Genomic DNA, 26,244 nt, shown 5'->3' with positions numbered 1-26,244 from the left:
TGAACGCCATGGACGCCCTCTCCCCCGCCCCCGTCGTCGCCCCGGATCTGGAGGCCGCCGGCCCTGCCCCACGCCGCATGACGGTCGCCGTCAAGGTCGGCAGCGTCATGGTGGGCGGCGGCGCACCTGTCGTCGTGCAGTCGATGACCAATACCGATACCGCCGATGCCGAGGGCACCGCCCGGCAGATCGCCGCGCTCGCCCGCGCCGGCTCGGAGATCGTGCGGATCACGGTCGACCGCGACGAGGCCGCCGCCGCCGTGCCCGAGATCAAGGAGCGCCTGCTGAAGATGGGGCTCGACACCCCGATCGTCGGCGACTTCCACTATAATGGCCACCTGCTGCTGACCAAGTACCCGGACTGCGCGCAGGCGCTGGACAAATACCGGATCAATCCCGGCAATGTCGGCTTCGGGCAGAAGCGCGACCGTCATTTCGCGACCATCGTCGAACAGGCGATCAAATACGCCAAGCCGGTCCGCATCGGCGCCAATTGGGGCTCGCTCGACGACGATCTGCTCACCGCGCTGATGGACGACAACGCCAAGCTGCCGAACCCGGCGCCGGCCCGCGCCGTCACCCGCGAGGCGCTGGTGCGCTCGGCCCTGCTCTCGGCCGCGCTCGCCGAAGAGATCGGGCTGGCGAAGGACAAGATCATTCTGTCGGCCAAGGTCTCGGCGGTGCAGGACCTCATCACCGTCTATGCCGAACTCGCCCGCCGCGCCGACTATGCGCTGCATCTCGGCCTCACCGAGGCGGGCATGGGCTCGAAGGGCATCGTCGCCTCGTCCACCGCCATGGGCGTGCTGCTCCAGCAGGGCATTGGCGACACCATCCGCGTCTCGCTCACGCCCGAGCCGGGTGGCGACCGCACCCGCGAGGTGACGGTGGCGCAGGAAATGCTGCAGACCATGGGCCTGCGCACCTTCGTGCCGCTGGTCGCCGCCTGCCCCGGCTGCGGGCGCACCACCTCCACCACCTTCCAGGAACTCGCCTTCGAGGTGCAGGACTTCATCCGCACCTCCATGCCGGAATGGAAAAAGCACTACCCCGGCGTCGAGACTCTGAACGTCGCGGTCATGGGCTGCATCGTCAACGGCCCGGGCGAGAGCAAGCACGCCGATATCGGCATCTCGCTGCCCGGCACCGGCGAGTTCCCCACCGCCCCGGTCTATCTCGACGGCAAGAAGGCAATGACGCTGCGCGGCCCGAGCCTGCGCGAGGACTTCAAGAAGATCGTCGAGGATTATGTCGAGCGCCGTTTCGGCGTCTCGGGCAAGGCCCCGGCGCAGGGCGTCGACGCGGCGGAGTGAGGGCGATGAAGAAGGGCTACAAGCAGCTGCTCGCCGAGGCCGAGGCCGTGGTCACGGCCATTGAGGTGGCCGAGGCCGCGACCCTGCAGGGCGCGGAGGACGTGGTCTTCGTCGATCTGCGCGACCCGCGCGAACGCGAGCGCGAGGGTGCCATTCCAGGCGCCTTCTCCTGCCCGCGCGGCATGCTGGAATTCTGGATCGACCCGGAAAGCCCCTACGCCAAGCCGGTCTTCGCCGGGGACAAGCGCTTCGTCTTCTTCTGCGCCAGCGGCTGGCGCTCGGCGCTGGCGACAAAGACGGCGCAGGAGATGGGGCTGGAAAAGGTCAGCCACCTCAAGGGCGGCTTTACCGCGTGGAAAGCAGCCGGCGGCGCGGTGGAGACGCTGGCGGCGAAAGGGTGAACGGCGCGCGCGGTGTTCCCGATGGCCATCCTTCGAGGCTCGCTTCGCTCGCACCTCAGGATGACGAAGCTCTCACGGCCGCCGAAGCGGGGTTCTTGTCTTCCACCCACACACCGTCATCCTGAGGCGCCCGGCGCAGCCGGGCCTCGAAGGATAGTCATCTGCGATCACCCCGGCCTCCCCTCCTCCAACCCGTTGCCCTCTTGCGCCTTATCGCGTAAAAGCCCGCGCTCGCCCGAGCCTGTGAATGGCAGGGCCTTCAGGAGATCAGCACATGGGCTACAAGGTCGCCATCGTCGGTGCCACGGGTAATGTGGGCCGCGAAATGCTCGACATTCTCTCCGAGCGCGGGTTTCCCGCCGACGAGGTCGTCGCGCTCGCCTCTCGCCGCTCGGTCGGCACCGAGGTTTCCTTCGGCGACAAGACGCTCAAGTGCAAAGCCCTGGAAAATTACGACTTTTCCGACACCGACATCTGCCTGATGTCGGCCGGTGGCGACGTGTCCAAGGAATGGTCGCCGAAGATCGGCCGCCAGGGCTGCGTGGTGATCGATAATTCCTCCGCCTTCCGCTACGACAGCGACGTGCCGCTGATCGTGCCGGAGGTGAACGCCGATGCCATCACCGGCTTCAGCAAGAAGAACATCATCGCCAACCCGAACTGCTCGACCGCCCAGCTCGTCGTGGCCCTCAAGCCGCTGCACGATCTGGCGACGATCAAGCGCGTTGTCGTGGCGACCTATCAGTCCGTCTCCGGCGCCGGCAAGGACGCCATGGACGAACTGTTCGCGCAGACCCGCGCGGTGTTCGTCTCCGACCCGGTGGAAGCCAAGAAGTTCCCCAAGCGCATCGCCTTCAACGTCATTCCTCACATCGACGTCTTCATGGAAGACGGCTACACGAAGGAGGAATGGAAGGTGATGGTCGAGACCAAGAAGATCCTCGACCCGAAGATCAAGCTCACCTGCACCGCCGTGCGCGTGCCGGTGTTCATCTCGCATTCGGAAGCCGTCAACGTCGAATTCGAGAAGCCGATCTCGGCCGAGGAGGCGACGCAGGCCCTGCGCAACGCCCCCGGCGTGCTTATCATCGATAAGCGCGAGCCCGGTGGCTACATCACCCCCTATGAGGCCGCCGGCGAAGACGCCACCTATGTCTCGCGCATCCGCGAGGACGCGACGGTGGAGAACGGCCTCTCCTTCTGGTGCGTGTCGGACAATCTGCGCAAGGGCGCGGCGCTGAACGCGGTGCAGATCGCCGAAGTGCTGGTCAATCGCAAGCTGATCAAGCCGAAGGCGCAGAAGGCGGCCTGACGCCCCGCACGACCTTGTGAACCGATGGAGCGGCCGCCCTCGGGCGGCCGTTGCCGTTTGCAGCGCAATACGTCACCATTCCGCCGAACTCCCCCGCCACCACTCCGTCACCTTGGCGGCTTCGGAGAGGCCCGACGTGATTCAGCGATTGCTAGCGACCCTCTTCGTCCTCACGGCACTGACGGGCGCGGCCTCTGCCCACCCGCATGTGTGGGTCGAGGTGCATTCCGAACTCGACTACACCCCTACCGGCACGCTCGCCGGCGTGCGCCATCACTGGAAGTTCGACGAGGCGTTCTCGACCTATGCGCTGCAGGGGCTGGAGACGACGCCCGACGGCAAGCCGAGCGAGAAGACGCTGAAGGAACTGGCGCAGGTCAACATCGAGTCGCTGCACGAATTTGACTTCTTCACCTATGCCAAGCGCGGCAAGCAGGACATCAAGTTCCTGCCGCCCAAGGACTATTCCCTCACCTATGACGGCACGGCGCTGACGCTGCACTTCACCCTGCCCTTCGCCGAGCCCCCGGCGAAGAAGGGAGAGATGGCGCTCGACGTCTACGACCCCACCTATTTCGTCGCCTTCCAGCTCGCCGACACCAACCCGGTGAAGCTGGCCGGCAATGCCGGGGATTGCGCGCTGACGCTGCACCGCCCCGACCCGGCGGCGACGGGCAACTCGACCACCCTGTCGGAGGGCTTCTTCAACGCCCTCACCTCGGCCAGCGAGTTCGGCTCGCAATTCGCCAACCGCGTCACGGTGAAATGCTCGTGAGCCGGCGTCTTGCGCTGGCCGCACTCACGGTGGCCGCCGGCGCGCTGCTGCTGCATCCCGCCCTGGCGCAAAGCCCGTTCGGCGTCGGCGCCCCGGCGGCGCCGGCAAGCGGCGGGCTCGCCGGCTTCATCCTCGCCAAGCAGGCCGAGTTCTACCGGCTGCTCACGTCAGCCGTGCGGGCCTCGAAGCAGGACGGCCATGCGGTGTTCCTGCTCGGCGGCATCTCCTTCGCCTATGGCGTGTTCCACGCCGCCGGCCCCGGCCACGGCAAGGCGGTGATCTCGTCCTATCTGCTGGCCAATGAGGCGACGCTGAAGCGCGGCGTCGGCCTCGCCTTCGCCAGCGCCCTCGCCCAGGCATTGACCGCCATCCTGGTCGCCGGCCTCCTCGCCGCCGTCATCGGCACCACCGCCGCCACCATGAGCCGGGCCGTCAGCTTCATCGAGCTGGCCGCCTATGGCCTGATCGTCCTCATCGGCCTGCGGCTCGCCTGGTTGAAGGGCCGCGCGCTGCGCGCCGCCTGGCGCGGCACCCCCGCCCATATCCACGGGCCCGATTGCGGCTGCGGCGATGGCCACGCCCATATGCCGGTGCCGGACGACCTGCCGCGCAGCAATGGCTGGCGCGAATGGTGGGGGGCGGTGATGTCGGTCGGGCTGCGGCCCTGCTCGGGCGCCATTCTGGTGCTGGTCTTCGCGCTGGCGCAGGGCATCTTCTGGGTCGGCGCCGCCTCGGCCCTCCTGATGGGTGTCGGCACGGCGCTGACGGTGAGCGCCATCGCGGCGCTGGCGGTGTTCGCCAAGCACGCGGCGGTGCGGCTCGCCGCCAGCCGCTCCGGGCCGGCGGCGGCGGTAGCCTTGCGCGGCGTGGAATTCCTCGCCGCGCTGATGCTGGTCGCCTTCGGGCTGGCGCTGCTCTTCGGCTTCATGGCCACCGAGCGGCTGACGCTGGGGTGAAGGCTGCCCGGGCCGCTCAGTCCTTCAGATAGTCGTGCACCACCTTGCCGAGGCCGAGGGTGAGGTCGGTGCGGAAATGCGCCGCCGAGATCACCTCCAGCACCGGCAGCTTGGCGACATCGGCCAGCGCGTGGGGAAACAGCCCCAGCGCCCCCGGCCCGGTCCATGCCTCCTGCACCGTGATGTCTTCGAGATAATACTCGACCAGCTCGCACACCCGCGACGTGCCGTCGACATGGGGGATGATCTTGATCACCCAGTTCGGCGCCAGCAGCGACTGATGCAGGGCCGCCTTGTCGAGCGCCTCGAACTTGTAGCCCATGGTGGCGGAGGCGACGAGCACGCTGCCATAGTTCAGCGTGCCGACCAGCGTGTCGCTCTCCACTTTCAGGCTGGGCCGGGCGAGCTTCTTGGGAAAGCCCCACAGCTCGCGCCCGCCGGCGATCGGCGCCTCGTCGTCGAGATACATGGAGTGGACGTAGCCGCCCTTCACCCCGTTCAGCTCGACCGGGATCACCTGCCCGGTCTCCGTATAGTCGCCGAAGCCGGTCGAATCCGGCATGCGGATGAACTCATATTTGACGATCGGCTCGACCACCTTGAGCGGCTCGGGCACGACCTTCGCCAGCGCCGCCGCATCGGTGCGGTAGGTGATGACGAAGAATTCGCGGTTGAAGAACCGATACGGCCCCTTGGGATAGGAGGGGCTGGTGAGCGGCATGGAATAGGCGGTGCGGCGAACGTCGTCGATCTTCATCCGGGGCTCTCTCCTGCGATGGCTGAGCCTAACCGATTTGCGGCCGCTCGATAGGGGGCCAGCGGCCCGGACCCATGAGTTGGGCCCGGGCTGCCGACCGCCTCAGAAGCGGTAGGTGAAGCCGCCCTTGATCGCGTTGCTGTTCACGTCGCTGGCGTACTGCCCTTCATAGCCGACATTGAGGAGCACGTTGTCTCCCACCGCGATGTCGATGCCGGCGCCGAACAGGAAGCTGTCCTCGGCGATCGGCGCGCCGGCGACGGTGAAGGCGGTGCCGGTGGAGGCGAAGGCCATGCCGAGTTCCGGGGTGATGTCGCCATAGGCGTGGCGCCAGGCAAGGCTGGCATGCGGCGTCACCGTGCCCCCGCCCATCGCCAGCGTGGTGGCGACGCGCAGGCCGAGCGTCGAATAGGGCACGTCATAGGACAGGCCGGAGGAAGCAAGCCCGCTGGTGAAGGCACCCGTTTCGGTGAAGCTGTCGGTGTCGATCCAGCTCCACGCCATCTGGGCGAAGGGCTCGAAGGCGATGCCGCCGGCTTCCACCGCATAGGCCGCCTCGACGAAGATGTTGGCCGTCGAGCCGTCATAGGAGCCGAGCGGATTCTCGACCAGGCTGAGCATGGCGACGCTGCGGGTGGTGTCGATGCTGCTCCAGCCATAGCTGGCACCACCGCGCAGGCGGAAGGCATCGAAGCTCGCCCCCGCATAGGCGGCCAGGAGCACCGTGTCGGCATCGGCGCTGCTCAGCCGGTCATCGACATCGAGGCTCGCCGAGGCATAGCCGGCGGCGAGGCCGAAGGTGTAGTTGCCCGAGGTGACGTCGCCGCCGGCGAGGAAGCCGCCGAGCGAGGAATCGACATCGGCGGAATTGCCGGTGCCATTGGCCGAGTTCCACTGGCCGAAGCCCTGCGCCCAGGCGGCATAGACCGGGCCCACCGGCTCGGCGGGCACCGCCTTGACCGGGAACGGGCTCGCCGCTTCCGGCGCCTTCGCCGCATAGGCCGTCACCGGGCCGCCGGCGGCGAGCGCCGCCAGTGCCGGCGAGGTGCCGCCCACCGAGGTCTGGCGCAGGCGGGCGTTCAGCGTGTCGGCCACCAGCGTCGACTGGAAGTACAGCGTCGTGCCGACCGAGGCATGCACCTCGCCGGAGAGCAGGTCATAGCCGGCGCGGATCGCCTGTTCCTGGCCGGCGGTTCCGGCAAGCACGGTGGCCTGCAGCTTGCTGCCATCGGCGCGATCGAGGGCGCCGGCGACGCTGGCCTGGTTGGCGGTGCGCGCCAGGCTGGCGAGGGACACCTCATTGCGGGAAAGGGTGAGCGTCACCGAGGCGTCGTCGCGGCCGAGTTCGGCGTCGACGAAGAGGAAGCCGGGATCCTCAAGCGCGAACTGGCTCGACGGCGTGGTCGTCGTCGTGGCGGAGACGATCTCGTAGGCGGTGCCGGTATAGACCGGCCCGATCGCCGAAAGCACCACCGTGCCGCCATTGATCGTCAGCGTGTCGGTGACGATCTGGTCCGAGGTGAGCCCACTCAGCTCGACCTCGTAGAACGAGCCGGCGGCGAAGGTGGTGGTGCCCAGCACGGTGACGGTGCCGATGGAATTGCCGGGCGACACCGTGGCGCCAGCGCCGACGGTGAGATCCCCCACGGTCGCGTTGCCCGCGAGGACGGCGCCGTCACCCATATCGACCGAGGCCGAGGCCAGCGAACCGTTCAGCACCAGGGTGCCGTCGATCCCGACCTCGCCGTCGAAGGTCGAGCTGCCGGTGGCGATGAAGCTGGAGCCCTCGTCCACCAGCAGCGTGTTGAAGTCGCGATACTGCGCGTCGTCGCCGAGCAGCGCGAGATCGAACGTGCCGCTGCCACCGAGTTCGAGCGTGTTGTCGCCGTCATTGCCGAGGACGAGGCCGACGACTTCGCTGCCCGCGACATAGACGAACAGGTCGTCGCCGCCGCCCATATCGACCGCGACCTCGCTGTCGCTGCTGATGAGGCCGCTATTGACGATGATGTCGTCCTGTTTGCCGATCAGGGTGATCGCCGTGCCGTCCGAGCGGATGGTGCCCATATTGACGATCTCGGTCGCGAAGGGCGCCGCCCCCTGCGAGCTGTCGTCGATCAGGATGGCGCGGCCGACATCGTCGGAACCGTCGTTCGGGTAGTTGTCGAACGCCTCGATGACGGCGCCCGCATGGTTGATGATCGTGCCACCGCCGGCGGCGATGCCATCGGCCGTGTTCGGCGTGTCATCATTGGTCCCGGTGGCGCCGGTGCCCTGGATCAGGCCGTAATTGTTCAGCAGCAGCAGGCCGTCGACATCGACGCCGTCGCCATCGCCGTCCGGCACGCCATCGGCCTCGCCGTCATCGTCGATAAGGCCCGTCACCTCGCCGCGGATGGTGCCGTAATTGATGACGGTGGTCAGCGTATCGCCGGTGCTGTCGATGTTGATGCCCGAGCCGTTGCGGCCGACGATCAGCCCGCCCTCGTCGTTCTGCACCGTCACCTCGCCGTCGCCGGTGATGCCGTGCTTGGCGCCGATAATCTGGCCGGTCGCCTTATTGATCACCGTGCCGCCGGCCTCCTGGAAGTCGACGCCGTCACCGTCGCTGGTGAGGTCGGTCGACTGGATCAGGCCGTAATTGGTCACGACGGCCCCGGCGCCGGGGCGGATGCCGTCGGCGGTGGCCGATTGCAGCGTGCCGTAATTGGTGATGGCGATGACATTGCTGGCGGAGGTCAGGTCGGCAAAGTCGAGCGCCTGGCCGGCGCCGCCGTCGATCAGGCCGTGATTCTCGATGGTGATCTGCGCGCTCGAGGTGTCGGAGTCGGCCGCGAACTTGAAGCCGTCGTCGAGACCGAGGATCCGGCCGCCTTCCTCGTTGACGAGGGTGAACGAGACCAGCGTGTCGATGTTCTCGTCATTGTCGAACTTCAGGGCGCGGCTGTCCGCGTCGAGCGTCTGGATCGTGCCGGAATTGGTGAGCACGATCGTTCCCGCGCCGAAGCGGATGGCGTCGTTGTCCTCGGCGGTGATGGTGCCGCTATTGTCGATCTCGACAATGGCGCTTTCCGCCGTCGCCTTGTTGAGATCGAACACCTGGCCGCTGGTCGCGGTCATCGAACCCGTGTTGACCACGTAGAGGGCGCCATTGGCGAAGGCGCCGTTGATCCGCACCGTGTCGTCGCCCGAGGTGATGTCGCCGCTATTGGTCAGGGTGAGCGTGCCGCTCACATTGGACGCGGTGTCGAGCGCCCGGCCGGTGCTGGTGATCGTGCCCTCATTGCTCAGATCGACGCCGGTGCCGGTTGCCGGCGCGCTCCAGGTGATCGCCGTGCCCGTCACCGCAAGCGTGCCGCCCTCCGCGATGAGGCCGGTGTCGGTGCCGGAGACGCTCTGCGCCGTGGTCACGGTCGAACCGCTCGGCACCGTGAAGGATTCGGCACGAGCGCTGGAAAGCGGCGCAACGAGCAGGGCGCCAGCGGCAAGCAGGGCCGCAGGACTGGCGGAAGAGAGCAGGCGGTTCATGGCGGTCAGGTCCCCGGACATCTTGTTCTGATGTCCGCGCTAACGAGCGGGGATGACACGCGGGTGACGGTTCGACGACACGCGCCCGCTTGTCCGCCCGCCGGCGCAGTCGCCGGGCAGGCGTGGTGCGGGTGCAACAGCGGGTCGGACTAAGCCTCCGCCAACACGGTATTAAAGAACCTCAGAACGCGACAAGGCCGCCCGCGCCGCCTTCGGTGCCGATGGCGAGGGCGCCGCCATCGCCGCGCCACGCCAGGGCACTGACAGCGCCGCCACCGGGGGCGCGCATCAGGATTTCGGCGCCGTCGGAAATCCGCACCATCAGCACCAGCCCGTCCTCATAGCCGCAGGCGATCACCTCGTCGCGCGGATGGGCGGCAACCGCCGAAACCCGCACATCGCGCGGCGCCAGCATCGAGGGCTGCTTGCCCATCGGCCCCTCCTTGCTGGCGAAGGGCCAAAGGATCGCCTCGCTGGAGCCTGACGTGGCGAGGAACTTGCCACCTGTCGTGAACGCCATCGACGTGACGCGCGAGGGATAGCCGGTCATCCGCATATGGCCGCCATCGCTGAGGCGCCAGCCATGCAGCGCCGCTTCCTGCATGGTCGTCACCACGAAGCGCATGTCCGGGCTCCACATCACGCCGCGATGCGAGCCCTTCCATTCCAGCCGTTCCGGCTTGGCGACGGCGTTGGGAAACCAGAGCGAGACGCCGCCATAATGGGCGACGGCGAGGCGCGTGCCCTTGGGTGCGAAAGCGAGGCCGCCCACGGTCGAGGGCAGGTCCAGCGATTTCGCATCGCCCTTGATAGGCTGGAAATGCGCCGTCTTGCCGGCGGAGAAGGCGATCGCCCCGTCGGGCCCGGCCGCCACCTGGTCGATCCAGCGGCCCTTCTGCTCGAACAGCGCCTGCGTCGTTCCATCGGCGACTGTCGCCACCACGCGCCCGTCATCGCCGCCGGTGAGGATCCGCTTGTCGTCGCCGGCGACCGAGAGCACGGCGCCATTATGCGCCCGCACCCGGCTTTCCTCTTCGCCCACCAGCACGACCTCGCCCTCGCCCAGCACGAAGGCGGCCAGCGGGCCGAGGAAGCGCAGGCCGACCACGGCCCCGCCAAGGTCGACCGGGCGCAGCTTCGAGGTGAGGGAGGAGGGAGTGGAGGTATCGGCCATGGCGCTATCGGTGCTCGCAAAGGGCCAAAGGCTTAACCGATGCCGGCGACCACGTCACGCCCCACCGACAGGAACCGGCGATCAATGCGCGATCCAGCCGCCATCGACCACCAGCAGGTGCCCGACGATGAAGCGGGCCTTTTGCGAACACAGGAACAGCACGGCGGCGGTCAGTTCATCCGCCCGGCCCATCCGGCCGATCGGAAACAACCGGCCGGCCTCCTCGGGGCTGATGTTTTCGCGCTCCATCCACTGGTGAAACACGTCGCCCGGTGCGTCGATGCCGCAGGCGGCGATGGCGTTGACGCTGATGTTGTTCTTCGCGACCTCCAGCGCCACCGACTTGGTAAGGCCGTCCACCCCGCCCTTGGTAGCGGCATAGAGGCTCTCGGTGGCATTGCCGGTGAGGCTCCCGGTGATTGAGGACTGATTGACGATCGCACCGCCGCCATTCTTCAGCATCTGCCGGATTTCATATTTCAGGCAGTGGAAGACGCCGCGCAGATTGGTGTCGACATGCAGGTCGAAACTCTCGCCTGTCTCCTCGACGATCGGTGCGAAGCGGACGATGGCGGCATTGTTGACGGCGCAGTCGAGCCGGCCGAACCGCTCCACCGTTTTCGCCACCATCTCCTCCACCTCGCTCTCGACCCGCACGTCGGAGCGCAGGAACAGGCCCTGCGCGCCGACGGCTTTAATGAGCGTCAGCGTCTCGCGGCCACCGTCCGCGTCGATGTCGGTGATGACGACATGAGCGCCCTCGCGCGCGAAGGCGAGGGCCGTCACCCGCCCCAGCCCGCGCGCCGCGCCTGTCACCAGCGCGACGCGGCCCTCGAACTCTCCCATCCCCCGTCTCCGCTCACACCGGCCACATGGGCCGGGCGGTTCACGCCACGCAGCCCAGGAACCCCTTCTCCAGCGCCGCCGCGTCCAGCTGCCGGCCGATGAAGACGATGCGGCTCAGCTTCGGCTCGTCCGCCCGCCAGGGGCGCTGGTGGTCGCCGTCGAGGATCATGTGCACGCCCTGGAACACGAAGCGCTCCGGGTCGTCCTTGAAGGCGAGAATGCCCTTGGAACGCAGGATGTTCGGCCCTTCCGTCTGGGTCAGGTTCTGGATCCAGGGGAAGAACGTGTCGGGGTCGAGCGGCTTGTCCGACGAGAAGGAGTAGGAGCGCATGTCCTCGTCATGGAAATGCCGGTGGCCGCCTTCCAAAAAGTCCGGGTCGATCGCCTGGATGCGGTCGAGGTCGAACGCCCCCTGCCCCAGCACCTTGTCGATGGCGATCTCGGAACGCTGGGTGCGGTGGATGCGGGCAAACGGGTTGATGGCGCGGATGCGCATCTCCACGTCCTTCAGCTCGGTCTCCGTCACCAGGTCGGTCTTGTTGAGCAGGATCACGTCGGCGAAGGCGATCTGGCTCTTCGCCTCGGGCGCGTCCTTCAGCCGGTCCTTCAGCCATTTGGCGTCGGCCACCGTCACCACCGCGTCGAGCGAGGTCTTGGCGCCGACCGTCTCGTCGACGAAGAAGGTCTGGGCGACCGGGGCCGGGTCGGCAAGGCCCGTGGTCTCGATGATGATGCCGTCAAAGTCGTTCTTGCGGCGCAGCAGGCCGTCGATGATGCGGATGAGATCGCCGCGCACGGTGCAGCAGATGCAGCCATTGTTCATCTCGAACACTTCTTCATCGGCGCCGACCACGAGGTCATTGTCGATGCCGATCTCGCCGAACTCGTTGACGACGACGGCGTATTTCTTGCCGTGCGGCTCGGAGAGAATGCGGTTGAGCAGCGTCGTCTTGCCGGCGCCGAGATAGCCGGTGAGCACGGTGACGGGAATCTTGGTGGAAGCCACGTCGGGCATGGTGAACTCCAGTGGTCATCTCAAACGCATCATCCCGGACGCCGCTTGGCGGCGATCCGGGATCGCTTGTTCCGTTCAAATGTGCCGAGCACTCCCGGATCGGCCTGTGGCCGTCCGGGATGACGGCGGACCAGCGTCAGCTCGACAGGGCCGAGGAGAGCTGGGCGACATTGTTCTTCATCATGTCGATGTAGGTGCTCGCCGGGCCTTTGTCATCGGAGAGCGCGTCGGAAAACAGCTCGCCGCCGACCTTGGCCTTGGTCTCCTTGGCGATGCGCTTGACGAGGCGCGGATCGGAGATGTTCTCCATGAACACAGCCGGGATGTTCTCGGCCTTGATCTGGCGGATGATGCGGGCCACGTCCTTGGCGGAGGCCTCGGAGTCCGTGGAGACGCCCTGCGGCGCGATGAATTCGACGCCATAGGCGGCGCCGAAATAGCCGAAGGCATCATGCGAGGTGATAATGCGGCGCCGGCTATCCGGGATCGCCGCCATGGCCGCCTTGATCTCGGCGTCGAGCGCCCCGAGCTTGGCGGTATAGGCGGCCGCGTTCGCCTCATAGGCCGCCTTGCCGGCGGGATCGGCGGCGATCAGCGCGTCGCGAATATTAGCAACGTAGATCTGCGCATTGGCCACCGACTGCCAGGCATGCGGGTCGGTCCCGCCATGGACATGCCCGTCCTTCTCGGCATGGTCGTCGTGATCGTGGTCCTTGTGATCCTTGCCGTGGTCGTGGGCGGCGTGCTCGTCTTCATCCTCGTCGGCCATTTCGCGCGGCGTGATGCCCTTGGTGGCGACGACGATCTCGGCCTTGGTGCCGGACGCCTTCACCAGCCGATCGATCCAGCCCTCGAAACCGAGGCCGTTGACGAAGACGATCTGCGCGGCGGACACCTTCTTGGCGTCGCCGGGGGCCGGCTGGAACACATGCGCGTCGCCATTGGGGCCGACGAGGGTCGTGACCTCGACGCGATCGCCGCCGACTTCTTTCACGAAATCGCCGAGAATCGAGAAGGAAGCGACGACGGGAATCTTGGTGGTGGCCTCCTGGGCGGCGGCAGGGATCACGAAGGGGACGGCGACGGCCAGCGCAAGCGCGCCGGCAAGAGTAAGGCGGCGGGTGAGCATAGGGGGCTCCTCAGGCTTCGAGATGGCGTTGCGGCAGGAAGCGGGGCAGGAGCCCGCCGACCGGCCCGAACAGCACGGACAGCGCATAGGCGCCGCCGGCGACGAGGATGATGGCGGGCCCGGAGGGCACGCCGGAATGATAGGAAACCAGCAGCCCCAGCACGCCGGAGGCGCAGGCGATCAGCACCGAGACGCCGACCAGCGTCGTCAGCTCGCGGGTCCAGAACCGTCCGGCGGCGGCGGGCAGCATCATCAGCCCGACGGCGAGCAGCGTGCCCAGCGCATGGAAGCCGCCGACGAGGTTCATCACCACCAGCGCCAGGAAGATGAGATGGGTGGGCGCCCCCGCCCGGCTCACCGAGCGCAGGAAGCCGGGGTCGACGCTCTCCAGCACCAGCGGCCGCCAGGCCAGCGCCAGCGCCACCAGCGTCAGGCTGGAGATCGAGACGATGAGCAGCAGCGTCGCGTCGTCGAGCGCCAGCACGGTGCCGAACAGCACATGCAGCAGGTCGACATTGGAGCCGCGCAGCGACACCAGCAGCACGCCGAGCGCCAGAGAGACGAGGTAGAAGGCGGCCAGCGCCGCGTCCTCCTTCATCTGCGTCGCCCGCGCCACCGCGCCGGCGCCGAGCGCCACTGCAAACCCCGCCACCAGCCCGCCCACCGTCATGGCGAACAGGTTCAGCCCGGCGGCGAGGAAGCCGACCGCCGCACCGGGCAGGATCGCATGCGCCATGGCATCGCCGGCAAGGCTCATCCGGCGCAGCATCATCAGCACGCCGATCGGCCCCGCCCCGACGCCCAGCGCCAGCACGCCGACCAGTGCCCGGCGCATGAAATCAAATTCGGCGAAGGGGCCGATGAGCAGATCGTAGATCATGCCGCTCTCCTCGAAGCCGGGGCGCATGCGGGGGCATCCTCGTCCCAGGCCTCGCACATGCGCCGCGCCTCGGCGAGATTATGTGAGGTCAGCACCTCGCCGGTGGCGCCCCAGGCGACCGCCTCGCGGGCGAGCAGCAGCGTGCGGGGAAAATGCCCGCGCACCAGTTCGAAATCGTGCAGCACGGCGATGACGGTGCGGCCTTCCCCGTTCCAGCGCTTCACCAGCGCGGTCAGGTCGGTGATGGTGCCGGCATCGAGCGCGGTGAACGGCTCGTCGAGCAGCAACAGCCGCGCATCCTGCAGCAGCAGGCGGGCGAACAACGCCCGCTGCATCTGGCCGCCGGACAGGGTGCCGATGGGCCGCGCCTCGAAGCCTTCCAGCCCGACGGCGGCCAGCGCCTGCTCGATGCGCGCCCGGTCGGCACGGTTGATGCCGCCAAACAGCCCGGCGCGGCGCCACAGGCCCATGGAGACGAGGTCATAGACGTCGATGGGGAAGGAACGGTCGACCTCCGCCGCCTGCGGCAGATAGGCGATCTCCCGTGCCGGTACATGCCCCTCGATGCGGCCGGTCAGCGGCGTCAGCACGCCGGCAATGCCCTTGAGCAGCGTCGACTTGCCCGCGCCGTTCGGCCCGCAAATGGCGAGCATGTCGCCTTCAGGCACCTCGCCCTCAAGATGGTGCACCGCCGGGTGGCGGTCATAGCCGAGGGTGAGGTTGCGAAAGGCAAGGACGTTTCTCACGACATTTCCCATCACGCGCCCGCCCCGATCACCGCCAGCGCCATGGCCCAGAGCGCGACCGCCATCGGCAGGGCGATGGCGAGGCGCTGCAGGGCGGAGAGCCGCAGCAGCGAGAAGCCCGGGCGGGCCGAGGGATGCCGCTCACCGGCCTTGTGCGAGTGGTGGCGGGAGCCCGGTCGGGCCGGCGCATGAGGCAGATGGCCATCATCGTGCCCATGGCCCGGAGAATGAGCATGCCCGTGCCCGCCGGCGCCCGCCTTTCCACGCCCCTCCGGAGGGGCGGAAATGTGGGGGTGGTCGTGCAGGCGGACGGGGGCGACAGACATGCTCAAACTCCAGAGACGGAACTGATACTGTATATCGGTAACGGCCGTCCAGACAAAAGATACACTGTATCAAACGGCTGACGGAGCGTCATCGCCCTCCGCGCCGGGCGCCGGAGACCGCTTGCCCGTCGAAATGATGGGTCGACACGTCTCGACGGCGCGCCCGCATCGACCTATGAGAGGGCGCCTTTGTGCCCGCCGGCCTTGCCGGCCCGTCGACCTGGAGCCGTTGGAGCCCATTCATGGATATTTCGCGCATTTCGGTCGGGCCCAATCCGCCTGACGAAGTTCACGCCATCATCGAAATCCCGGCCGGCGGCGCGCCGGTGAAGTACGAGATCGACAAGGAATCGGGCGCGCTGTTCGTCGACCGCTTCCTGCACACGCCGATGTTCTACCCGGGCAATTACGGCTTCGTCCCGAACACGCTCGGCGATGACGGCGATCCGATCGACGTGATCGTGCTCTCGCCGATCCCGCTGCTGGCGGGCTGCGTCATCGCCTGCCGGCCGATCGGCGTGCTGATGATGACCGACGAGAAGGGCGGCGACGAGAAGATCCTCGCCGTGCCGGCGGACTCGGTCTACCCCTACCATTCCGCGGTGAAGAGCTACAAAGACCTGCCGCCGCTCATTATCGAGCAGATCGGCCACTTCTTCACCCATTACAAGGATCTGGAGAAGGGCAAGACGGTCACGGTCGCCGGCTGGGAAGGCCCGGAGCGCGCCCGCGAGCTGATTCTCAAGGCGATCGCCGCCTATAAGTGACCGGGGCGCCGGTCCGGCGCCACACCACGCGAAAGGCCCGGGCATGCCCGGGCCTTTTTGCTGTCAGACCACGCCACCCACCCCGGTCGCCTCCACGAACCCCATCTGCGCCAGCGCCCGCTGCATCCCGACCGTCAGGGTCACGCCCTCGCGCGCGGCGCGCTCACGGTTGAGAAGCCGCCGCGTGCCCGGCAGCCGCGCCCCGGGTTCGCCCTCTATCGTCAGCGCCAGGCGCTCGAGATGGTCGAGATAGGCATCCCCCGCCACCGCCCCGGGATCGATGGCGATGACCACATGGCCGACCGCCGCCGGCGCCCCCGCGCCGTCGAAGAAGCTCGGCGCGTCGAAGGAGAAGGTCGAGGCGGTCAGCGCCGCCGCCATCACCTCGATGATGAAGGCGAGCGCCGTGCCCTTGGCCTCGCCCATCGGCACCATGGTGCCGGCGAGCCCGGCCTTGGCATTGGTGGTTGGGTTGCCCTCGCGGTCATAGGCCCAGCCTTCGGGAATGGCGGCCTCGCCGCGCTGCACGGCGGCCAGAATGTTCCCGCGCGCCACCTTGGCGACGGAGAGGTCGACCACCGCCGGCGCCCGGCCCTTAAGCGGCGTGGCGAAGGCGATCGGGTTGGTGCCGAACACCGCCCGCTTGCCGCCCCAGGGCGCGATGGAGGCGGAGGCGTTGGAAAAGGCGAGGCCGACCAGCCCCTCATTGGCGAGCGCCTCCACCGGCTGGCCGGCGACGCCGAAATGGCTGGAACGCCGCACCGCCATCAGCGCCACGCCGCTCTCGCGCGCCAGCGCCGCCAGCGCCGGCAGGCCGAGCGCGAGCGCGGGGTAGGCGAAGCCATTGCCGGCATCCACCGCCAGCACCGAGGGCGCGACACGCCGCATCTTTGGGGCCGCATGGCCGTCGATCTTGCCGGCCGCCGCCATGGCGCTGTAGCTCGGCAGCCGGGTCAGGCCATGCGTGCCGAGCCCGTCCGCCTCGGCGCGCACCAGAGCGTCGGCGGTGAAGGCGGCATTGGCGGGCGAGGTGCCAAAGCGTTCCAGCACCTGCCCCGCATAGGCGCGGGCCGCCTCGAGGTTCAGTTTCCGGCTGTGAAAGCCGGTGCGCGCGACCGAGCCTTCCATCAACGCGCCATCTCGCCACGCGGGCCTGCCGGCAGCCGCGACAGGTCGAAGCGATGGACATCGCCGAGCAGTTCGACAAAGGCCCGGGCGCCATAGAGGGCGCAGACCTCGCCCTTCTCAAGGCTCGCCTCGGTGGCATCGCCCATCGCGCCGGTGGGGTGAATATCCTGCGCCATCCAGCCGAAACCGGCCGGGGAGCCGGCGCGCAGGAAGGCGAATTCCTGCTCCATGGCCAGCGTCACCGGGGGAAAGTCGCGCACCTCGTCCATCCGCACCGTGTCGGGCCGGAAGGCCAGCATCAGCGAGGTTTCCACCCCGCCGGCATGGATGCCGTGCTGGCGCTCCTGCGCGCTGAACAGGCCCTCGGGATAGCCGAAGCGATGCCAGGACACCATCACCGCCAGCATGCCGAGCCGGGCCCGCAACTCGCGCGCCACGATGTCGAGGATAGGCACATTGCCGCCATGCGAATTGACCAGCACCAGCTTGCGCACCCCGGCGCGGTGGACGCTCTCGCCGATCTCGGTCCAGGCGCGGATCACCGTCTCGGCCGAGAGCGTCAGCGTGCCGGGGAAATCGAGGTGCTCATTGGACTTGCCGATCGCCTGCATCGGCAGGAACAGCGCGGGAATGTCGTCCGGCAGCAGCCGCGCCACTTCCCTCAAATAGCCCTCGCCGATGAAGGCATCGACGCCCACCGGCAGATGCGGCCCGTGCTGCTCCACCGCCGCCACCGGCAGCACGGCGATCCAGTTCTCGGTGTCGCCTTGCGCGAAGTCGGTCCAGCTGAGTTCGGTCCAGAAGCGTTTGGGGGGCATGGCGGCAGGTCCGGTCGTTGGAATGGGCGGGTTCTAGGCTCAATCCGCCCGCGCGGCCAGCGCCTCGATCTCCACCTTGAACTCGGGCCGGGTGAAGCCGGAGACGATCATCAGCGTCGAAGCCGGCGGCGGATCGGCGACGAAGCGGTCGCGCGCCGCCATATAGCCGGGCATATGGGCGCGGTCGGTGACATAGGCGTTTAGCCGCACGATATCCCCGCGCGCCATCCCCGCCTCAAGAAGGCAGGCCTCGATGGCGGCAAGGCACAGGGCGGCCTGCGCCTCCACGTCCTCGGGAATCTCATCGTCGGGCGAAATGCCGAGCTGGCCGGAGACCACAAGCAGCCGCGCCCCCGCCGGTATCTCGACGGCATGGCTGTAGCGGGCGAAGGGGCGACGAATGGCGGCGGGCACGAGGTGACGGAGCATGGACGGTGTTCTCGGGTTTGGCCAACCGGACCTTTTGCCGGCCGATGCGGCACATGCACAGTCTAATCGCCGCAGCATATGTGCATGACGATTAAGCTCGCCTATCATGAGGGCATGGGTTTCGTCACGCACCGCCCTTTTCAGCCGGATGGAGATTTCGATGCGCCCGCGTCTGTCGCGCTTGCGTTCCCTCTTCCCCCTCGCCGCGCTGGGTGCGCTGGTGGCCGCCACCCTGCTGAGCGCCGTTCCGGCACGGGCGGCGGACAAGGTGACGTTCGGCACCAACTGGGTGGCCCAGGCCGAGCATGGCGGCTTCTACCAGGCGCTCGCCGACGGCACCTATGCGAAATACGGGCTGAACGTCACCATCCTGCCGGGTGGGCCGCAGGCCAATAACCGGCTGCTGCTGCCGGTCGGCAAGATAGACTTCTACATGGGCGGCAACATGCTGCAGTCGATTTCCTCCGTGGTCGAGGACATCCCGACCCAGGTGGTCGCCGCCCTGTTCCAGAAGGACCCGCAGGTCCTGATCGCCCATCCCGACGTCACCGAATTCGAGCAGCTGAAGACGCGGACGCTGTTCATCTCCAAGGAGGGGCTGGCGAGCTATTATCAGTGGCTGGTCGATGCCTACGGCTTCAGCGAGGACCAGGTGAAGCCGTACACCTTCAACGCCGCGCCGTTCCTCGTCGACAAGAACAGCGCCATGCAGGGCTACATCACCTCCGAGCCCTATGCGATCGAGCAGCAGGGCGGCTTCAAGCCGACGCTGTTCCTCCTCGCCGATTACGGCTTCCAGACCTATGCCACCACGATCGAGACGCGCAACGAGCTGGTGAAGCAGAATCCCGACCTGGTGCAGCGTTTCGTCGATGCCTCGATCATCGGCTGGTACAATTATCTCTATGGCGACAACGCCAAGGCCAATGCGCTGATCAAGCAGGACAATCCCGAGATCACCGACGCCATGATCGCCTTCTCCATCGCCAAGATGAAGGAATACGGCATCGTCGATTCCGGCGACACCGCCACGCTCGGCATCGGCGCGATGACCGATGCGCGGATGAAGGGGTTCTACGACACGATGGTGAAGGCCAAGGTGTTGGAGCCGGGCATCGACTACGCCAAGTCCTACACGCTGCAATTCGTCAACAAGGGCGTCGGCAAGGAGCTGGCGCCGAAATGAGGCCTCGCCGACACGAGCGCACGCCAATGGGGCCGCCCGCGTGGCTGATATGAGCGCTGTGGCGCGTGAGAGCGTGACCCGCCCGGCGGCGGACGGCGCGCCGCTGCTGCGCCTTTCCGGCGTCGGCAAGCGCTTCGCCAATGCCGTCACCGCGCTGGACGGTCTCGACATGGAGGTCCGCGCGGGCGAATTCGTCTCGCTGCTCGGCCCGTCCGGCTGCGGCAAGTCGACCGCGCTGCGCCTCATCGCCGGGCTCACCGAGCCGAGCGAGGGCCGGCTGGAGTGGGACGAGAACGAAAAAGACCGTCGCGCCAGCGAGCCGCACTCCATCGGCTTCGTCTTCCAGGAACCGACGCTGATGCCGTGGGCCAGCGTGTTCGGCAATGTGCATCTGCCGCTCAAGCTCGCCGGCGTCGGGCGGCGCGAGGCCGAGCCCTCCATTCTGGAGGCGCTGGAGCTGGTCGGCCTCTCCGCCTTTCGCGACGCCTATCCGCGCGAGCTTTCCGGCGGCATGAAGATGCGCGTCTCCATCGCCCGCGCGCTCGTCACCAAGCCGCGCCTGCTGTTGATGGACGAGCCCTTCGCCGCGCTGGACGAGATCACCCGCTTCAAGCTCAACAACGACCTGTTGGAGGTGTGGCGGCGCCTGCGCTGCACCATCGTCTTCGTCACCCATTCGGTGTTCGAATCGGTCTACCTGTCCTCGCGCATCCTGGTCTTCCGCGCCCGGCCGGGGCGCGTCTCTGCCGAACTCGTCATCGACCCGAACCAGCCGCGCGACGAGACCTTCCGCACCTCGCCGGAATATGCGGGCCTGTGCCGCGAAACCTCCCTCGCCCTCGCCCGGGCGATGGACGCGCCGTAGCGGAGGCGGCCATGTCCACCTCGCCGCTGCGCTGGCTCCTGCCCCTGGGCGTGCTGGCGGCGCTTGTCCTCGCCTGGGCGCTGGTGGTGAAGCTGAACAATCTGCCGCCCTATGTGCTGCCGGCGCCCGGCGTGGTGCTGGAAACGCTGGTCGAGGACCGCGCGGTGCTGTTCGCCTCGATGCTGGTGACGCTGCGGACCACGGTGATCGCGCTGGCGCTGGCGGTGGCCGGCGGGGTGGCGCTGGCGCTGCTTTTCGCCAGTGCCCGCATCGTCGAGTTCTCGCTGTTTCCGATCGCCGTCATCCTGCAGGTGACGCCCGTCATCGCGGTGGCACCGCTGATGCTGATCTATCTCTCCACCGATGCCGCGGTGCTGCTCTGCGCCTGGATCGTCGCCTTCTTCCCGGTGCTGTCCAACACCACGCTGGGGCTGAACTCGGTCGATCCGAACCTGCGCGACCTGTTCCGCCTGTCCGGCGCCACGCGCTGGCAGACGCTGGCGCAGCTGAAATTGCCCACCGCCCTGCCCTATTTCCTCGGCGGGCTGCGCATTGCCGGCGGGCTGGCGCTGATCGGCGCGGTGGTCGGCGAAATCGCCGCCGGCTCGGCAGGACAGGGGTCGGGCCTTGCCTTCCGCATTGTCGAATCCGCCTACCGGCTCAATATTCCGCGCCTGTTCGCGGCGCTCCTCCTCATCTCGCTCACCGGCATCCTCATCTATGCCGTGCTGAGCCTGCTCTCCTGGCTGGTGCTGCGGCGCTGGCATGAGAGCGAACTCGGTGGCCGGACGTGACGATGCCCGATCTCAAGGCTCCCCCCGCCGCCTTCGTGCTCGCCCATGCGCGCGTGCCCGCCTGCCTCGTTCCCGCCGTCGCCGGCCCGGCAGATGCGGAGGGGCTGGTGGCGCTCGACCTCGCGCTCGAAGGCACGCGCCTCGCCCGCCTCGCGCCGGCCGGCACACTCAACGACGTCGGCCCGCGCCTCGATCTCCAGAACCGGCTGGTGCTGCCCGGCCTCGTCGACATCCACACCCATCTCGACAAGGGCTTCATCTGGAAGCGCGCACCGAATCCGGATGGCAGCTTTGACGGCGCGGTGCAGGCCGTGGCGGCGGACCGGGCGGCGAACTGGAGCGAGGAGGACATCAGCCGCCGCTTCGATTTCGCCCTGCGCTGCGCCCATGCCCACGGCACGGTGGCCATCCGCACCCATATCGATTCCGACGGCCCGCGCGCCGCCGGCGCCTGGCGCGTGTTCGCGCAGATGCGCGAGGCCTGGCGCGGGCGGATCGAGTTGCAGGCGGTCGGTCTCATCGCTATCGACCGCGTGATCGACGACGCCGCCTTCACGGCCGTGCTCGATCTGGTGCGCCAGCATGGCGGCCTGCTCGGCGCCTACACCTACCTCACCCCCAATCTCGACGCCGGCCTCGCACGGCTGTTCGACGCCGCCGAGCGCTTCGGTCTGGCGCTCGACCTGCATGTCGACGAGCGCGACCGCGACGGGCGCGGGCTCGACCTGCTGGCACGCATGGCGCTGGAGCGGCGCTTCGAGGGGCCTATCCTCGCCGGTCATTGCTGCGCGCTGGCGGTGTCGGACGAAGAAGAAATCGACCGGACGCTCGACCTTGTGGCGCAGGCGGGAATCAGCGTCGTCTCGCTGCCCATGTGCAACCTCTACCTCCAGGACCGGCAGCCCGGCCGCACCCCGCGCTGGCGCGGCGTCACCCTGCTCAACGAGATGAAGGCGCGCGACATTCCTGTCATGGTCGCCAGCGACAATACGCGCGACCCGTTCCACGCCTATGGCGATCTCGACCTGGTGGAAGTCTACCGCGAGGCCACCCGCATCGCCCATCTCGATCATCCCCATGGCGCGTGGCCGACCAGTATCGCCCGCACGCCGGCCACCCATATGGGCGTGGCGGCCGGCACGCTGGCCGAGGGCGTCAGCGCCGACCTCTCGCTCTTCCCGGCGCGCAGCCTCAATGAATGGCTCTCCCGCACGCAAGCCGACCGCATCGTGCTGCGGGGCGGGCGCGCCCTCGACACCACGCCGCCCGACTACGCGGAACTCGACGACCTGATGGAGCGCCCCGCGTGAGATATGACCTTCCCGCCCTCAAGGCCCGGCTGAAGGGCATCCACATCGAGGACAATCCCGCCCTGCTGCGCCAGAAGAGCCGCGACTTCTACTGGTACTCGCCTACGCTGAAACGCCAGCTCGACGGGGTGATCGGCGACCTCCTCGCCGCGCCGGCCAGCGAGGAAGAGGTGCTGCGCATCCTCGCCGCCTGCTTTGCGCTCGGCATCCCCGTCACCCCGCGCGGCGCCGGCACCGGCAATTACGGCCAGGCGATGCCGCTGGCGGGCGGGCTGGTGCTCGACCTTTCACGCCTCGACAAGGTGCTGGAGATCGCCCCCGGCCGGGTGCGGGCGCAGGCGGGCGCCTTGCTGGCCGACATCGACGCCGCCTGCGCCCCGAGCGGGCAGGAGTTGCGGCTGCACCCTTCCACCTACCGCACCGCCTCGATCGGCGGCTTCATCGCCGGTGGCTCCGGCGGGGTCGGGTCGATCAGCTGGGGCGGCCTGCGCGACCTCGGCAACATCCTCTCGCTCCGGATCGCGACGATGGAGGCGAGCCCGCAGATCCTCACCCTTTCCGGCGAGGAGGTGCAGAAGATCGCCCATGCCTATGGCACCAATGGCATTATTCTCGACGTCGAGATGCCGCTCGCCGCCGCCTATGACTGGACCGAGGCAATGATCGGCTTCACCGATTTCGCCGAGGCCGCCGCCTACGCCCAGGCGCTGGGCGAGCAGGACGCCATCCTGAAGAAGCTCGTCTCTGTCATCGCCGCGCCGATCCCGCAGACCGCCTTCCTACGCCATCGGCGCTTTCTGCCGGAGGGCATGCACGTCGTGCTTGTTATGCTGGCGCCGATGGGCAGCGCCGCATTCGAGAGCTTCACCGCCCGACGGGGCGGGACGATGCTGTTCCGCTCCGACCTGCTCGCCGAGGCCGACCGCCACGGCCTGCCGCCGCTCTACGAGCTGGCCTGGAACCACACGACGCTGCGGGCGCTGCGGGTCGATCCCGCCATCACCTATCTGCAGACGCTCTACCCGCATCCCGACCCGCTGGCGCGGGTGGCGCGCATCCATTCCCGCCTCGGTGACGAAGTGCCGGCGCATCTGGAATTCGTCCGTTTCGACGGGCGGATCACCTGTTTCGGCCTGCCGCTGGTGCACTACACCAGCGAGGCGCGGCTCGATGCCATCATTGCCCTGCACGAAGAACTGGGCATCCCGGTGTTCAATCCGCACCGCTACACGCTGGAGGAAGGCGGCATGAAACAGACCGACCCGGCGCAGCTTGCCTTCAAGCGGGAGGCCGACCCGAAGGGCCTGCTCAACCCCGGCAAGATGATCGCCTGGGAGAACCCCGAATTCGACTTCGCCACCGGCCGCACCTATCTTTTCCCCGGCCTTGAGGGTCGCGACGCGGGAGAGGCCGGCTGATGCGCGCGCTTGTGGTTTATTGCCATCCGGTCCCGGCGAGCTTCACCGCCGGCGTACGCGACGCGGTGATCCGCGGGCTGAAGGCCGCCGGGCACGAGGTGGACCTGCTCGACCTCCACGCCGAAGGCTTCGCCCCGGTGATGGAGCGCGACGAGCGGCTCGCCTATCATGAGCCCGGGACCAATGTGCTGCCGATTGCCGGCTATCTCGACCGGGTGAAACAGGCCGAGGCGCTCATCTTCGTCGCGCCCACCTGGTGGTACGGGCCGCCCGCCATGCTCAAAGGGTGGCTCGACCGGGTGCTGGTGCCGCACGAGACCTTCGGCATGCCCCAGCCGAATCGACCGCTCGAACGCCGGCTCACCAATATCCGCTTCGTCGCCACCGTCACCTCGCTCGGCTCGCCCTGGTACTGGTGGCTGTGGATCGGCAAGCCGGGCCGACGAATCCTGCTCGATGGCGTCGGCGCGATCGCGCATCCGCGCGCGACGAAACTCTGGCTGGCCTTGCACAGCATGGATTCTGTCAGCGCCGAGCGCCGCGCCGCCTTCCTCGCCAAGGTCGAGGCCCGCTTCGCCCGGGTGTGAGAGCGGCGGGCAACGCAGCCCCCCAACGCATCCTCCCAGGGCGCGACCTTTGGTTGCATCTGGTTTTGTGTCACGGCAATGCGTTATTTTCGCATTAGATAATGGTACCGTGGCGTGTTTTGGATCGCAGGGGCGCCCATGAAGGACGGGTTCGACAAGAAGATTGGCCAGAGGCTGCATCATGTGGCGCGGCTCCAGCGCGCCCTGGCGGCGCGCCGTCTTCAGGATATCGGCCTGTTTCCCGGTCAGGAAACGGTGCTCAAGCTGCTCTGCGAGACCGACGGGCGCACCATGACCGAGCTCGCCGCCGCGCTGAAGGTCCGTCCCCCCACCGCCTCCAAGACGGTCGGCCGGCTCTCCGCCCAGGGGTTGCTGGTGCGCCGCGCCTCGGAAGGCGATGCCCGGCTGGTGCGGGTCCACCTCACCGAGGAAGGGCGCCACCGGGCCGAGGCGATCGACGCGATCTCCGATTCGATCGAAGACACGATGACCGCCGGCCTCGACGGCAAGGACCGCAAGCGCTTTCGCAAGATGCTGCGCAAGATCGACCGCAACCTCTCGACCCAGCTCGGCGCCGTCTCTTCCGAGGCCGACGAGGACGCCGAGGATGGGCTGGAAGAAGAGCCGGCCTGAGGGCGCGCGGGTCGCTCGGTCCGCGAGGGGCTTGTATCCGGCCGGGCTTTAGGCAGGAATAGCCGCCCCTTGCCCTGAGGAGTGCCCCATGTCCAGCCGCCCCGACCTTCTCCAGACCGGCCCGATGATGGGCATGATCGAGGCGCAGCTGAACGAGCATTTCACCGTTCACCGGCTCGACGCACCCGACGCCGAGGCCATGCTGGCCGAGGTCGGCCCACGCATCCGCGCGGTGGCCACCGGGGTCGGCTCCACCGGCGGCGGTGCCCGCCGGGTGACGGACGCGCTGATGGCCCGTTTGCCGGCACTGGAGATCGTCGCCAATTTCGGCGTCGGCTATGATTCGGTCGATGCCGAGGCCGCCGGCCGGCGCGGCGTCGTCGTCACCAACACCCCCGGCGTGCTCGACGACGAGGTGGCCGACCTCACCATCGGCCTGCTGCTCGCCACCATCCGCCAGATTCCCCAGGCCGAACGGCATCTGCGCGAGGGCAAGTGGCCCGCCGGTGGCTTCCCGCTGACCGCCACCCTGCGCGACCGCACCCTCGGCATTGTCGGCATGGGGCGCATCGGCCGCGCCATCGCCCGCCGGCTGGAAGGCTTCGGCCGGCCCATCGCCTATCACAGCCGCCGCAAGGTGGCGGATGTGCCCTACACCCATTATCCCGATCTGATCGGGCTGGCGAAGGCGGTCGATGCGCTCATCGTCATCGTGCCCGGCGGGGCCGAGACCGAGCGCATGATCAATGCCGAGGTGCTGGCCGCGCTCGGGCCTAAGGGCGTGCTGATCAATGTCGCGCGCGGCTCGGTGGTCGACGAGCCGGCGCTGATCGCGGCGCTTGCGGACGGCACCATCGCCGCCGCCGGGCTCGACGTGTTCGCCAACGAGCCGCAGGTGCCGGAGGCGCTGATCGGCATGAGCCATGTCGTGCTGCTGCCGCACGTCGCCTCCGCCACCCATGTCACCCGCGACGCCATGGGCCAGCTGGTGGTCGACAATCTCCGCGCCTGGGCGGCCGGCGAGCCGGTGCTGACGCCGGTGCCGGAGACGCCGGTCAACCGGGCCGGTTGAGGGACGATGCCGATGCGCGCGCCCAGCAGGCCTGATCGCGGCGCATGGCGGCGCGGCGCCGCGCTCGTCTTGAGCGCTC

The 26,244-nt window shown here is 68.1% G+C and carries 26 protein-coding genes; 14 read left to right on the top strand and 12 right to left on the bottom strand.

What is annotated here, in order from left to right; translation table 11 throughout:
• The first annotated feature begins 8 nt into the window (after positions 1-8).
• The 5 genes from ispG (at position 9) to BLO63_RS14495 (ending at position 4,757) form a co-directional block, all read left to right on the top strand.
• The gene (gene ispG, locus BLO63_RS14515; RefSeq protein WP_091441801.1) at positions 9-1,313 is read left to right on the top strand and encodes a flavodoxin-dependent (E)-4-hydroxy-3-methylbut-2-enyl-diphosphate synthase; all 1,305 of its coding nucleotides are present in this window, start codon (positions 9-11) and stop codon (positions 1,311-1,313) included.
• Positions 1,314-1,318: 5 nt separating this feature from the next.
• A complete protein-coding gene (locus BLO63_RS14510; RefSeq protein ID WP_091441796.1) occupies positions 1,319-1,714 on the top strand; it encodes a rhodanese-like domain-containing protein in 396 nt (131 codons plus the stop codon).
• Positions 1,715-1,988: 274 nt separating this feature from the next.
• Positions 1,989-3,026, top strand: a complete 1,038-nt coding sequence (locus tag BLO63_RS14505; protein ID WP_091441794.1) for an aspartate-semialdehyde dehydrogenase — start codon at positions 1,989-1,991, stop codon at positions 3,024-3,026.
• A 148-nt stretch (positions 3,027-3,174) separates the two neighbouring features.
• Entirely contained in the window at positions 3,175-3,801 is a 627-nt protein-coding gene (locus tag BLO63_RS14500; protein ID WP_244517882.1) for a DUF1007 family protein, read from the top strand.
• Complete coding sequence (locus tag BLO63_RS14495) at positions 3,792-4,757, top strand: nickel/cobalt transporter (RefSeq protein ID WP_091441791.1); 966 nt, start codon at positions 3,792-3,794, stop codon at positions 4,755-4,757. Before BLO63_RS14500 ends, BLO63_RS14495 begins: the two co-directional genes overlap by 10 nt.
• Positions 4,758-4,773: 16 nt before the next feature.
• On the opposite strand, the gene BLO63_RS14490 is transcribed toward BLO63_RS14495, so the two are convergent.
• The 9 genes from BLO63_RS14490 to BLO63_RS14450 form a co-directional block, all read right to left on the bottom strand.
• A complete protein-coding gene (locus tag BLO63_RS14490) occupies positions 4,774-5,514 on the bottom strand; it encodes an acetoacetate decarboxylase (protein WP_091441787.1) in 741 nt (246 codons plus the stop codon).
• Positions 5,515-5,616: 102 nt separating this feature from the next.
• Positions 5,617-9,063, bottom strand: a complete 3,447-nt coding sequence (locus BLO63_RS14485; RefSeq protein WP_244517881.1) for an autotransporter domain-containing protein — start codon at positions 9,061-9,063, stop codon at positions 5,617-5,619.
• Positions 9,064-9,223: 160 nt separating this feature from the next.
• The gene (locus tag BLO63_RS14480) at positions 9,224-10,216 is read right to left on the bottom strand and encodes a WD40 repeat domain-containing protein (protein WP_091441786.1); all 993 of its coding nucleotides are present in this window, start codon (positions 10,214-10,216) and stop codon (positions 9,224-9,226) included.
• 81 nt (positions 10,217-10,297) lie between these two features.
• Positions 10,298-11,062 carry an SDR family oxidoreductase gene (locus tag BLO63_RS14475; protein WP_091441784.1) on the bottom strand — a complete coding sequence of 255 codons (765 nt, stop codon included), beginning with the start codon at positions 11,060-11,062 and terminating at the stop codon, positions 10,298-10,300.
• 40 nt (positions 11,063-11,102) lie between these two features.
• Positions 11,103-12,077 (bottom strand): CobW family GTP-binding protein, encoded by a 975-nt coding sequence (locus BLO63_RS14470; protein ID WP_091441783.1) that lies wholly within the window; start codon positions 12,075-12,077, stop codon positions 11,103-11,105.
• A 136-nt stretch (positions 12,078-12,213) separates the two neighbouring features.
• Entirely contained in the window at positions 12,214-13,206 is a 993-nt protein-coding gene (locus BLO63_RS14465) for a metal ABC transporter substrate-binding protein (RefSeq protein ID WP_091441781.1), read from the bottom strand.
• Between the two features lie 10 nt (positions 13,207-13,216).
• Positions 13,217-14,086, bottom strand: a complete 870-nt coding sequence (locus BLO63_RS14460; protein ID WP_205409338.1) for a metal ABC transporter permease — start codon at positions 14,084-14,086, stop codon at positions 13,217-13,219.
• The gene (gene aztA, locus BLO63_RS14455) at positions 14,083-14,844 is read right to left on the bottom strand and encodes a zinc ABC transporter ATP-binding protein AztA (protein WP_091441779.1); all 762 of its coding nucleotides are present in this window, start codon (positions 14,842-14,844) and stop codon (positions 14,083-14,085) included. The genes BLO63_RS14460 and aztA overlap by 4 nt, the downstream gene beginning before the upstream one ends.
• Positions 14,844-15,158 (bottom strand): hypothetical protein, encoded by a 315-nt coding sequence (locus BLO63_RS14450; RefSeq protein ID WP_091441777.1) that lies wholly within the window; start codon positions 15,156-15,158, stop codon positions 14,844-14,846. The genes aztA and BLO63_RS14450 overlap by 1 nt, the downstream gene beginning before the upstream one ends.
• A gap of 242 nt (positions 15,159-15,400) precedes the next feature.
• Between BLO63_RS14450 and ppa the strand changes: the two genes are divergently transcribed.
• A complete protein-coding gene (gene ppa, locus BLO63_RS14445) occupies positions 15,401-15,925 on the top strand; it encodes an inorganic diphosphatase (RefSeq protein WP_091441776.1) in 525 nt (174 codons plus the stop codon).
• Positions 15,926-15,988: 63 nt separating this feature from the next.
• Here the strand turns inward: ppa and BLO63_RS14440 are convergent, their stop codons facing one another.
• From BLO63_RS14440 to BLO63_RS14430, 3 genes are read right to left on the bottom strand one after another with little or no spacing between them, the layout of a single operon-like run.
• Positions 15,989-17,053: an Ldh family oxidoreductase gene (locus BLO63_RS14440; protein ID WP_091441774.1), complete on the bottom strand. Its 1,065-nt coding sequence runs from the start codon at positions 17,051-17,053 to the stop codon at positions 15,989-15,991.
• A complete protein-coding gene (locus BLO63_RS14435) occupies positions 17,053-17,871 on the bottom strand; it encodes a creatininase family protein (RefSeq protein ID WP_091441773.1) in 819 nt (272 codons plus the stop codon). Before BLO63_RS14435 ends, BLO63_RS14440 begins: the two co-directional genes overlap by 1 nt.
• Before the next feature lie 39 nt (positions 17,872-17,910).
• Positions 17,911-18,300 (bottom strand): RidA family protein, encoded by a 390-nt coding sequence (locus BLO63_RS14430; RefSeq protein ID WP_091441771.1) that lies wholly within the window; start codon positions 18,298-18,300, stop codon positions 17,911-17,913.
• 160 nt (positions 18,301-18,460) lie between these two features.
• Here BLO63_RS14430 and BLO63_RS14425 point away from each other — a divergent pair, with 160 nt between their 5' ends.
• The 8 genes from BLO63_RS14425 (at position 18,461) to BLO63_RS14390 (ending at position 26,165) form a co-directional block, all read left to right on the top strand.
• Positions 18,461-19,486 (top strand): ABC transporter substrate-binding protein, encoded by a 1,026-nt coding sequence (locus BLO63_RS14425; RefSeq protein WP_091441769.1) that lies wholly within the window; start codon positions 18,461-18,463, stop codon positions 19,484-19,486.
• A 49-nt stretch (positions 19,487-19,535) separates the two neighbouring features.
• Positions 19,536-20,351, top strand: coding sequence for an ABC transporter ATP-binding protein (locus BLO63_RS14420; RefSeq protein WP_091441767.1), 816 nt, complete (start codon positions 19,536-19,538; stop codon positions 20,349-20,351).
• Positions 20,352-20,362: 11 nt separating this feature from the next.
• A complete protein-coding gene (locus BLO63_RS14415; protein WP_091441765.1) occupies positions 20,363-21,145 on the top strand; it encodes an ABC transporter permease in 783 nt (260 codons plus the stop codon).
• A gap of 2 nt (positions 21,146-21,147) precedes the next feature.
• Positions 21,148-22,455 carry a cytosine deaminase gene (locus tag BLO63_RS14410; RefSeq protein WP_091441763.1) on the top strand — a complete coding sequence of 436 codons (1,308 nt, stop codon included), beginning with the start codon at positions 21,148-21,150 and terminating at the stop codon, positions 22,453-22,455.
• Positions 22,452-23,873 carry an FAD-binding oxidoreductase gene (locus tag BLO63_RS14405; RefSeq protein WP_091441762.1) on the top strand — a complete coding sequence of 474 codons (1,422 nt, stop codon included), beginning with the start codon at positions 22,452-22,454 and terminating at the stop codon, positions 23,871-23,873. Before BLO63_RS14410 ends, BLO63_RS14405 begins: the two co-directional genes overlap by 4 nt.
• Complete coding sequence (locus tag BLO63_RS14400) at positions 23,873-24,460, top strand: NAD(P)H-dependent oxidoreductase (protein ID WP_091441761.1); 588 nt, start codon at positions 23,873-23,875, stop codon at positions 24,458-24,460. The genes BLO63_RS14405 and BLO63_RS14400 overlap by 1 nt, the downstream gene beginning before the upstream one ends.
• 138 nt (positions 24,461-24,598) lie before the next feature.
• Positions 24,599-25,093, top strand: coding sequence for a MarR family winged helix-turn-helix transcriptional regulator (locus tag BLO63_RS14395; protein ID WP_091441760.1), 495 nt, complete (start codon positions 24,599-24,601; stop codon positions 25,091-25,093).
• A gap of 88 nt (positions 25,094-25,181) precedes the next feature.
• The gene (locus BLO63_RS14390) at positions 25,182-26,165 is read left to right on the top strand and encodes a 2-hydroxyacid dehydrogenase (protein WP_091441759.1); all 984 of its coding nucleotides are present in this window, start codon (positions 25,182-25,184) and stop codon (positions 26,163-26,165) included.
• The last annotated feature ends 79 nt before the right edge of the window (positions 26,166-26,244 follow it).

Origin of the sequence: Ancylobacter rudongensis (assembly GCF_900100155.1) — a bacterium.
Taxonomy (GTDB): Bacteria; Pseudomonadota; Alphaproteobacteria; order Rhizobiales; family Xanthobacteraceae; genus Ancylobacter; species Ancylobacter rudongensis.
Note: the sequence above shows the minus strand (reverse complement) of the source record. Positions and strands in the feature narration are given on the sequence as shown.

Excerpts from the sequence above, each read along its gene's own strand:
- BLO63_RS14475 (WP_091441784.1), bottom strand. The coding sequence starts at position 11,062 with ATGGGAGAGTTCGAGGGCCGCGTCGCGCTGGTGACAGGCGCGGCGCGC.
- BLO63_RS14485 (WP_244517881.1), bottom strand. The coding sequence starts at position 9,063 with ATGTCCGGGGACCTGACCGCCATGAACCGCCTGCTCTCTTCCGCCAGT.
- BLO63_RS14510 (WP_091441796.1), top strand. The coding sequence starts at position 1,319 with ATGAAGAAGGGCTACAAGCAGCTGCTCGCCGAGGCCGAGGCCGTGGTC.
- BLO63_RS14490 (WP_091441787.1), bottom strand. The coding sequence starts at position 5,514 with ATGAAGATCGACGACGTTCGCCGCACCGCCTATTCCATGCCGCTCACC.
- BLO63_RS14470 (WP_091441783.1), bottom strand. The coding sequence starts at position 12,077 with ATGCCCGACGTGGCTTCCACCAAGATTCCCGTCACCGTGCTCACCGGC.
- BLO63_RS14425 (WP_091441769.1), top strand. The coding sequence starts at position 18,461 with ATGCGCCCGCGTCTGTCGCGCTTGCGTTCCCTCTTCCCCCTCGCCGCG.
- BLO63_RS14415 (WP_091441765.1), top strand. The coding sequence starts at position 20,363 with ATGTCCACCTCGCCGCTGCGCTGGCTCCTGCCCCTGGGCGTGCTGGCG.
- BLO63_RS14435 (WP_091441773.1), bottom strand. The coding sequence starts at position 17,871 with ATGCCCCCCAAACGCTTCTGGACCGAACTCAGCTGGACCGACTTCGCG.
- BLO63_RS14495 (WP_091441791.1), top strand. The coding sequence starts at position 3,792 with ATGCTCGTGAGCCGGCGTCTTGCGCTGGCCGCACTCACGGTGGCCGCC.
- BLO63_RS14505 (WP_091441794.1), top strand. The coding sequence starts at position 1,989 with ATGGGCTACAAGGTCGCCATCGTCGGTGCCACGGGTAATGTGGGCCGC.
- BLO63_RS14395 (WP_091441760.1), top strand. The coding sequence starts at position 24,599 with ATGAAGGACGGGTTCGACAAGAAGATTGGCCAGAGGCTGCATCATGTG.
- BLO63_RS14450 (WP_091441777.1), bottom strand. The coding sequence starts at position 15,158 with ATGTCTGTCGCCCCCGTCCGCCTGCACGACCACCCCCACATTTCCGCC.
- BLO63_RS14390 (WP_091441759.1), top strand. The coding sequence starts at position 25,182 with ATGTCCAGCCGCCCCGACCTTCTCCAGACCGGCCCGATGATGGGCATG.
- BLO63_RS14410 (WP_091441763.1), top strand. The coding sequence starts at position 21,148 with ATGCCCGATCTCAAGGCTCCCCCCGCCGCCTTCGTGCTCGCCCATGCG.
- BLO63_RS14440 (WP_091441774.1), bottom strand. The coding sequence starts at position 17,053 with ATGGAAGGCTCGGTCGCGCGCACCGGCTTTCACAGCCGGAAACTGAAC.
- BLO63_RS14430 (WP_091441771.1), bottom strand. The coding sequence starts at position 18,300 with ATGCTCCGTCACCTCGTGCCCGCCGCCATTCGTCGCCCCTTCGCCCGC.
- BLO63_RS14420 (WP_091441767.1), top strand. The coding sequence starts at position 19,536 with ATGAGCGCTGTGGCGCGTGAGAGCGTGACCCGCCCGGCGGCGGACGGC.
- aztA (WP_091441779.1), bottom strand. The coding sequence starts at position 14,844 with ATGGGAAATGTCGTGAGAAACGTCCTTGCCTTTCGCAACCTCACCCTC.
- BLO63_RS14465 (WP_091441781.1), bottom strand. The coding sequence starts at position 13,206 with ATGCTCACCCGCCGCCTTACTCTTGCCGGCGCGCTTGCGCTGGCCGTC.
- ispG (WP_091441801.1), top strand. The coding sequence starts at position 9 with ATGGACGCCCTCTCCCCCGCCCCCGTCGTCGCCCCGGATCTGGAGGCC.
- BLO63_RS14400 (WP_091441761.1), top strand. The coding sequence starts at position 23,873 with ATGCGCGCGCTTGTGGTTTATTGCCATCCGGTCCCGGCGAGCTTCACC.
- BLO63_RS14460 (WP_205409338.1), bottom strand. The coding sequence starts at position 14,086 with ATGATCTACGATCTGCTCATCGGCCCCTTCGCCGAATTTGATTTCATG.
- BLO63_RS14480 (WP_091441786.1), bottom strand. The coding sequence starts at position 10,216 with ATGGCCGATACCTCCACTCCCTCCTCCCTCACCTCGAAGCTGCGCCCG.
- ppa (WP_091441776.1), top strand. The coding sequence starts at position 15,401 with ATGGATATTTCGCGCATTTCGGTCGGGCCCAATCCGCCTGACGAAGTT.